7 protein-coding genes are annotated in these 6,678 nt (G+C 74.8%); 4 read left to right on the plus strand and 3 right to left on the minus strand.

Annotation, left to right across the window (positions count from 1 at the left end):
* Nucleotides 1–42: 42 nt before the first annotated feature.
* Entirely contained in the window at nucleotides 43–387 is a 345-nt protein-coding gene (locus IPL61_38380; GenBank protein ID MBK9037054.1) for a hypothetical protein, read from the minus strand.
* Between the two features lie 354 nt (nucleotides 388–741).
* Here IPL61_38380 and IPL61_38385 point away from each other — a divergent pair, with 354 nt between their 5' ends.
* The 3 genes from IPL61_38385 to IPL61_38395 all read left to right on the plus strand — a co-directional run bounded on the left by IPL61_38385 (nucleotide 742) and on the right by IPL61_38395 (nucleotide 2,032).
* On the plus strand, nucleotides 742–921 hold the full coding sequence (locus IPL61_38385) for a hypothetical protein (protein MBK9037055.1): 180 nt from the start codon (nucleotides 742–744) through the stop codon (nucleotides 919–921).
* A 155-nt stretch (nucleotides 922–1,076) separates the two neighbouring features.
* Nucleotides 1,077–1,859 carry a VCBS repeat-containing protein gene (locus tag IPL61_38390; GenBank protein MBK9037056.1) on the plus strand — a complete coding sequence of 261 codons (783 nt, stop codon included), beginning with the start codon at nucleotides 1,077–1,079 and terminating at the stop codon, nucleotides 1,857–1,859.
* The gene (locus IPL61_38395; protein MBK9037057.1) at nucleotides 1,853–2,032 is read left to right on the plus strand and encodes a hypothetical protein; all 180 of its coding nucleotides are present in this window, start codon (nucleotides 1,853–1,855) and stop codon (nucleotides 2,030–2,032) included. The genes IPL61_38390 and IPL61_38395 overlap by 7 nt, the downstream gene beginning before the upstream one ends.
* A 325-nt stretch (nucleotides 2,033–2,357) precedes the next feature.
* On the opposite strand, the gene IPL61_38400 is transcribed toward IPL61_38395, so the two are convergent.
* Entirely contained in the window at nucleotides 2,358–2,741 is a 384-nt protein-coding gene (locus tag IPL61_38400; GenBank protein MBK9037058.1) for a hypothetical protein, read from the minus strand.
* A gap of 966 nt (nucleotides 2,742–3,707) precedes the next feature.
* The gene (locus IPL61_38405; protein MBK9037059.1) at nucleotides 3,708–4,061 is read right to left on the minus strand and encodes a hypothetical protein; all 354 of its coding nucleotides are present in this window, start codon (nucleotides 4,059–4,061) and stop codon (nucleotides 3,708–3,710) included.
* Nucleotides 4,062–5,389: 1,328 nt separating this feature from the next.
* Between IPL61_38405 and IPL61_38410 the strand changes: the two genes are divergently transcribed.
* Nucleotides 5,390–6,678 (plus strand): RHS repeat-associated core domain-containing protein (locus IPL61_38410; protein ID MBK9037060.1); only part of this gene is annotated, 1,289 nt, incomplete at its 3' end.

The raw sequence follows: 6,678 nt of genomic DNA on the forward strand, positions 1-6,678 counted from the left end.
GGACAGGAGAAGTGGAAAAAATGACAGACGAAACGACAGCAGTCATGGGACGCGGCTCTCGAGATGTTGCGCTCTCATGTCCCATAGGCGTCCGGGTTCGATCCTGATGATATCGACTTGGCGGCCGGCAAACGGGAAGCCCCTGACTGGCGCAAGCTCGACCGCAGCGACTTGGAGGATCGACAGGTCTGAGGCGTGATTGCATCGCAACTTAACTGGGACCCTCAAGCGACAATGACAGTCGTCGCTGATGCCTGTTACGGCAAAGGACTCGGCCCCATGAAGATGCGATTCGAGACCTTCGAGCAGTGGCTGGAGCAGTTCGCTGAGCGCTACAATGATGAGGTATTCGGAGGTGACGCCGTCCTTCTCTGTGAAGAGGCTCATGGTCGTTCATCACGAAGGCATCTTCGCGATCCTGCTCAAGGCATTCGTGATCGGTTATGCATGCGTCCTCGACGAGAGCCTCCGTTTGGAGACGGTCGTGGTTCCCGTCGGTGACGGGGCCGCTCGACGCGGTCGAGCGCGAGTTCGGCGAGCCGGTGGTGGTGCCGCTGCCGACGGGGAGCGGGAGGCGGCGCCGGGGTGCGCCCAACCCGCAGCTCGATCTGTCGTTCGCGGACATGACCGGCGACGGCATGCAGGACCTGGTGCGGGTGCGGCGGGGGGCAGGTCGAGTACCGGCCGACGCTGGGCAACGGGCGGTTCGGCGACCGCGCGTGGTGATGGACGGGCCCGGCGGTGCCGACCTCAGCGCTCGAGCTGGCGTACGACGACGATCCGGCCGGCGCGCGGCTGATCGGGGTGACGCGGGTCGGGTTCGTCGACGGCGCGCGCGCCGAGACCGCGCCGCTGGTGTTCGCGTACGCGGGCGCGGGGCTCGACGAGACGTTCCTGCCGGCGACGACGACGACGGGCTGACCGCGGCGCGGACGCAGCTGGTCGATCTGTACGGCGAGGGCCTGCCGGGCATCCTCTACCAGGGCGAGCGCGGGTGGCTGTACCAGGCCAACCAGGGCGGCGGACAGTTCGCGGCGCCAGCGGCGGTGGCGGCGCAGCCGAACTTCGAGCGCGGCGTGGCCTTGGCCGACGTCGATCGCGACGGCGACACCGAGCTGGCGGTGACGACGGGGCGCCAGGCCGGGTCGTTCGCGCTCGAGCGCGAGGAGCGGCGCTGGGCGGGGTTCCGGCCGTTCGCGGCGTGGCCCAAGCTCGAGGGCGCGGTCGGGCGCACGTTCTGGGTCGATCTGAACGGCGACGGGCGCAGCGACGCGGTGATCGCGCGCGGCGACGCGCTGGTGTGGTTCCCGTCGGTGACCGGGCCGCTCGACGAGGTCGAGCGCGAGTTCGGCGAGCCGGTGGTGGTGCCGCTGCCGACGGGGGCCGAGGCGGCGCCGGGGTGCGGGCCCAACCCGCAGCTCGATCTGTTCTTCGCGGACATGACCGGCGACGGCATGCAGGACCTGGTGCGGGTGCGGCGGGGGCAGGTCGAGTACTGGCCGGCGCTGGGCAACGGGCGGTTCGGCGATCGGGTGGTGATGGACGGGGCGCCGGCGGTGCCGACGACGTCGGCGTTCGACAGCGCGCGGGTGCGGCTGGTGGATCTGGACGGCAGCGGCACGGCCGACGTGCTCTACCTGGACGACGGGCGGGTGTGGCACTTCCCGAACCTGGGCGGGCGGCGGCTGGGGCGCGGCGCGAGGTCGGGCACCTGCCGGCGTTCGACGGGCGCACCGCGGCGATCGCCGATCTGGCGGGCGACGGGCGGCCGGCGCTGCTGTGGTCGGCGCTGTCGCCGACGCGCACGCAGGCGCTGTCGTACCTGCCGCTCACGCCGGCGACGCCGCCGGGGATGCTGATCGCGGTCGACGACGGCTGCGGTCGGCGCACCGAGCTGACCTGGGGCAACTCGGCGACGCACTACCTGCGCGACGCGGCCGACGGCGTGCCGTGGGAGACGCGGCTGCCGTCGCACCGGCCGGTGGTCGACGCGCGGGTCGGGACGAGCCGGCGTTCGCGCCGCCGCTGTTGACGCGGACCTGGTTTCACCTCGGCACCGCGATGTGGAACCACCACCGGCCGTTCGAGCCGTACGACGGCGACCCGCTGCTGCCGCCGATCGCTCCCCACGTCGAGGCACCGGGCGCGCACCTGCCGGCCGACGCGTCGGCGGCGCTGCGGCTGCTCGCGGGCTCGGTGGTGCGGCGCGAGCGCTGGGCGGTCGACGCCGCCGAGGCGCCGGAGGCAGATCCGTTCGACGTCGAGGAGGCCAGCTACCAGCTGGTGCTGTCGCAGCCGCGGCGCGGGGCACAGCGGCCGGTGTTCGGCGTGGTGCCGCGGGCGCGGCGGGTCGCGACCTACGACGGCGCCGCCGGCGATCCGCGCGTGACCGAGGAGCTGGTGCTGGCGCACGACGCCTGGGGCGCGCCGACGCGCACGGCGCAGGTGGCGTACGCGCGGCGCGGCGCGGTCGACGACGTCGCGCAGGCCCGGACCTGGGTGACGGTCACCGACGCGACCCGCGCCGACGTCGACACCGACGCGCAGTTTCTCCTCGGGGCCGAGGTCGAGACCACGCAGTGCGAGCTGGTGGGCGTGGCGCCGGTCGACGGGCAGCTCGCGCCCGAGGCCCTGACCGCATCGGCGGTCACCGCGGCGCTGGCGACGCCGGCGCCGTTCGAGCAGGCGCTGGATCCAGCGGCGACCGCGCCGGCGGCGAGGCGCCTGGCGTGGCAGCGCACCTATTACTGGGATGCGGCACGCGCCGCGATCGCGCCGCTGGGCGCGGTGGCGCCGGCGCCGCGGGTGCACCACGCCGAGGTGGCGTGCCTGACGCCGGGGCTGCTGGCGGCGACGCTCGACACCCGCGTCGACGCCGCGGGCGTGGCGGCGCTGGGCTACGTGCTGGCCGACGGTCACTGGTGGCAGCCGGGGCCGGTGCAGGAGGTGAGCGGGCCGTTCGGGCTGGTCACGCGCACGGTGCGCGGCGACGGCGCGAGCGCGCAGGTCGTCTACGACGCCGACCAGCTGGCGGTGGTCGAGACCATCGACGCGCTCGGGCTGTCGACGACGATGACGATCGACTACCGGGTGCTGGCGCCGGCGCAGACCGAGGATCCGAACGGGACGATCGCGCACGCGCGGTTCGACGGGTTCGGGCGGCTGGGCGCGGGCGGCACCGAGGGCCACGTCGGGACCGAGCCGTGGGGCAGCGGCGCGCTGGGCGCGTGGCAGCCGCCGGTGGGCGCGACGACCGCGTCGGTGCTGGCGGATCCGGCCGGGTTCCTGGGGGCGGCGGCGACGGCGACGTGGGTCGATGATCGAGCGTGGGTGCGGGACGGGGCGCCGGTGGCGGAGGTGACGGTGGCGCGGAGCGCGCTGGTGTACGACGGCGCGGGCGGCGGCGACGCGGCGGGGCCGCTGGAGGTGCGGGTGCGGTACCTCGACGGGTTCGGGCGGGTGCTGCAGGAGAAGGTGCGGGTCGAGGCGGGGCCGGCGATCGCGCGGGACGCGGGCGGGCAGGTGATCGTCGACGGGGGCGGGCAGCCGGTGCTGGCGGCGGCGGCGACGCGGTGGCGGGTGTCGGGGCACGTGGTCTACGACGCGAAGGGCCAGCCGGGGCGGGTGTACGAGCCGTACTTCTCGGCGAGCGCCGCGTACGAGAGCGACGCGGTGCTCGAGCGGTTCGGGGTGGCGACGGTGACGAGCTACGACGCGGTGGGGCGCGCGGTGCGGGTCGACCTGCCGAACGGGACGTACGCGACGACGACGGCGGGGGCGTGGGCGACGGTGGCGGCGAGCGCGGGGGACAACGTGCTGGGGTCGACGTACCGGCTGGTGCGCGAGGGCCGACCGGTGGACGACGCGGAGCGCGTGGCGTACGAGCACGCGGCGGCGCACGCGGGGACGCCGACGGTGACGCACGTCGACGCGCGCGGCACGGCGTGCGCGGTGGTGGCGGTGGGCGACGCGAGCGCGGCGACGCGCGTCGAGCGGACGGTGACCGACGCGAGCGGGCAGGTGGTGGCGCAGGTGGATCCGCGGGGGCTCGAGGCGTTCACGTACGCGCGGGACCTGCGGGGCCGGCCGCTGGCGCAGAGCAGCGTCGACGCCGGCCCGACCTGGGCGCTGGCGGACGCGTACGATCGACCGGTGTGGACCTGGGACGGGCGCGGGTTCGAGATCGAGCGCAGCTTCGATGTCGCGGACCGGCCGGTGGCGACGATCGTGCGCGATGGCGCAACGCTCGACGCGCAGGTCGAGACCATCGCGTACGGCGATGCCGACGCGGACCTGGCGTCCGCGAAGGCCGCCAACCGGCTGGGGCGGGCGGTGCGAGTGCGCGACGGGGCGGGCGAGGTGCGGACGGTGGCGTATGATCCAGCGGGCGCCGTGCGGACCACCGAGCGACAGCTGCGCGTCGACCTCGACGACACCCCCGACTGGCGCGGGGCGGTGGCGCTCGAGGCCGAGGTGCTGACCGCGGCGGCGCGGACCGACGCGCTGGGGCGCGGGGGTGTGGACGCAGCTGGTCGACGGGACCGAGCGGCGCGACGGGTACCACCCGGGCGGCGCGCTCGCGAGCGTGCGGGTGACGACGCCGGACGGGGCGCTGGTCGACGTGCCGATCGTCGACGGGCTGGCGCGCGACGCGCACGGGCGGGTGGCGGCGGCGACGCTGGGCAACGGCGTGGGCCAGACGTGGGCGTACGATCCGGCGAGCGGGCGGCTGGTGGCGCAGGACGCGGTGCGCGCGGGCCAGGCGCTGCAGGGCCTGCGGTTCACCTACGACGCCGACGGGCGGGTGACGCGGGCGCTCGACCTGGCGCAGGAGGGCGCGGCGGCGCTGGTGCCGGCGGCGGTGAGCGCGCGGCGCGACTTCCGGTACGACGCGCACGGGCGGCTGGTCGAGGCGACCGGGCGCGTGCACCAGGCGCTCCTGCCGCACGACTACATCCCCGGGACCGCCGGGACCATCGGCGGCGCGCGGCACCTGTCGCTCAACAACGGCGCCGCGCTCGAGCGGTACACGCAGCTGTTCACGTACGACCCGTCGGGCAACCTGACGCGGATGCAGCACGCCGGCGCGACCGCGAGCTGGTCGACCGACTACTGGGTCGCGAGCAGCTCGAACCGCGCGACCGCGGCGCTCGATGTCAATGGAGTGCCGGTGGTGGACCCGGCGGCGATGTTCGACGCCGCGGGCAACATGGTCGCGCTGGCGCACCTGCGCCGGATGGCCTGGAGCTGGCGCGGGTGCCTGACCGAGGCCGTGACCGTCGAGCGCGCCGGCGGGCCGGTCGACGACGGCGAGCGCTACGCGTACGGCGCGGACCGGGTGCGGGTCAGGAAGGTGGCGACGCGGCTGGTGGTCGGCGGGGAGACGCCCGTGGTCGAGACCCGCGAGGTGCTGTACCTCGATGGCGGGCAGGAGCGCGTGCGGGTGCGGCGCGGTGCGACCATCGTGCTCGAGCGCTGGACCACGCACGTCGCCGACGGCGAGCGCCGGGTCGCGGTCGTCGACCGGCACGTCGTGGACACGCTGGGGAATGAGGTCGACGCCATCGGCCCCGCGCGCGTGCGGTATCACCTGACGACGCCGCAGGGCTCGACCGCGCTCGAGCTCGACGCCGCCGGCGCGCTGATCTCGTACGAGGAGTACCTGCCCCACGGCGGCAGCGCGTTCATCGCCGGCGACGACGTGCGCGAGGTCGCGCGGCGCGACGTCCGCTACGCCGGCAAGGAGCGCGACCGCGCCACCGGCCTGGACGCCTACCCGCAGCGGTACTACGCGCCGTGGCTGGGCCGGTGGCTGTCGTGCGATCCGATCGGGCCCAAGGACGGGTTGAATCTGTACGCGTTCGTCGGCGGCGATCCGATCGGGATGGTGGATCCGGAGGGGACGGAGAAGCGCCCCACGCAGGGCCACAAGGTCGAAGAGCATGTCGCCGACGTGCCGGCCGAGTTGCGTCCGTTCTACGACTCGCTGCCCGCGGAGACGCAGCGACAGATCACCGAGACGGGCGAAGCGCGGATCTGGGTGAGCCACGACGAGCACGGCGCGGCGACGCCGCGGGTCGTGAGCCGCTCGGAATACGACGCGCTGGTGACCGCGGATGTCGCAGCCGGCAAGGTCGTGCGTGAGGCGAACCTCGCGGATGCGCCCGACCCGTTCCTGCAAGCCTTCGCGGACATGAAGAAGGAGCACGGGGCCGACGCGTTCGTGGACGGGAGCGCGGACTACGGCGATCGCGCACGCACGCGCGCGCAGGAGGGACCGAGAGGGGCGAGCGCAGCCAGCACGGCCACCGCACCGGTCGCGCGCTCGAAGGCGCGGAATGCAACGGCAGGCGCAGGGAGGGGGCGCGCGGAATTCGAGGCGCGGGTGCACGCGGACGCCGACGGCTACGCGAACGCAGATGCAGACGCCCAGGCCAGCCTGGCCGCCTACGCATCCGAGCGTGGAGAGGAGCTGGCTCGTGAGCTGGCCGGGGCGGAGTCAGCCGTGGCGCAAGCCGACGCCCGGCTCGGGGCTGCGACGGCCAGATTCAATGCCGCCGCGCGAAGTGCGCGGAGGTGGGCCCGCGTCGCGGCCGTGAGCCTCGCGGTCCTCGTCGTAGCGACCGCAGGCGCGGCCGCACCTGCCGCGGCATCCGCATCGGCCGGCGTGAGCACGGC

The sequence above is a fragment of the Myxococcales bacterium genome (genome assembly GCA_016717005.1).
GTDB lineage: Bacteria > Myxococcota_A > Polyangia > Haliangiales > Haliangiaceae > UBA2376.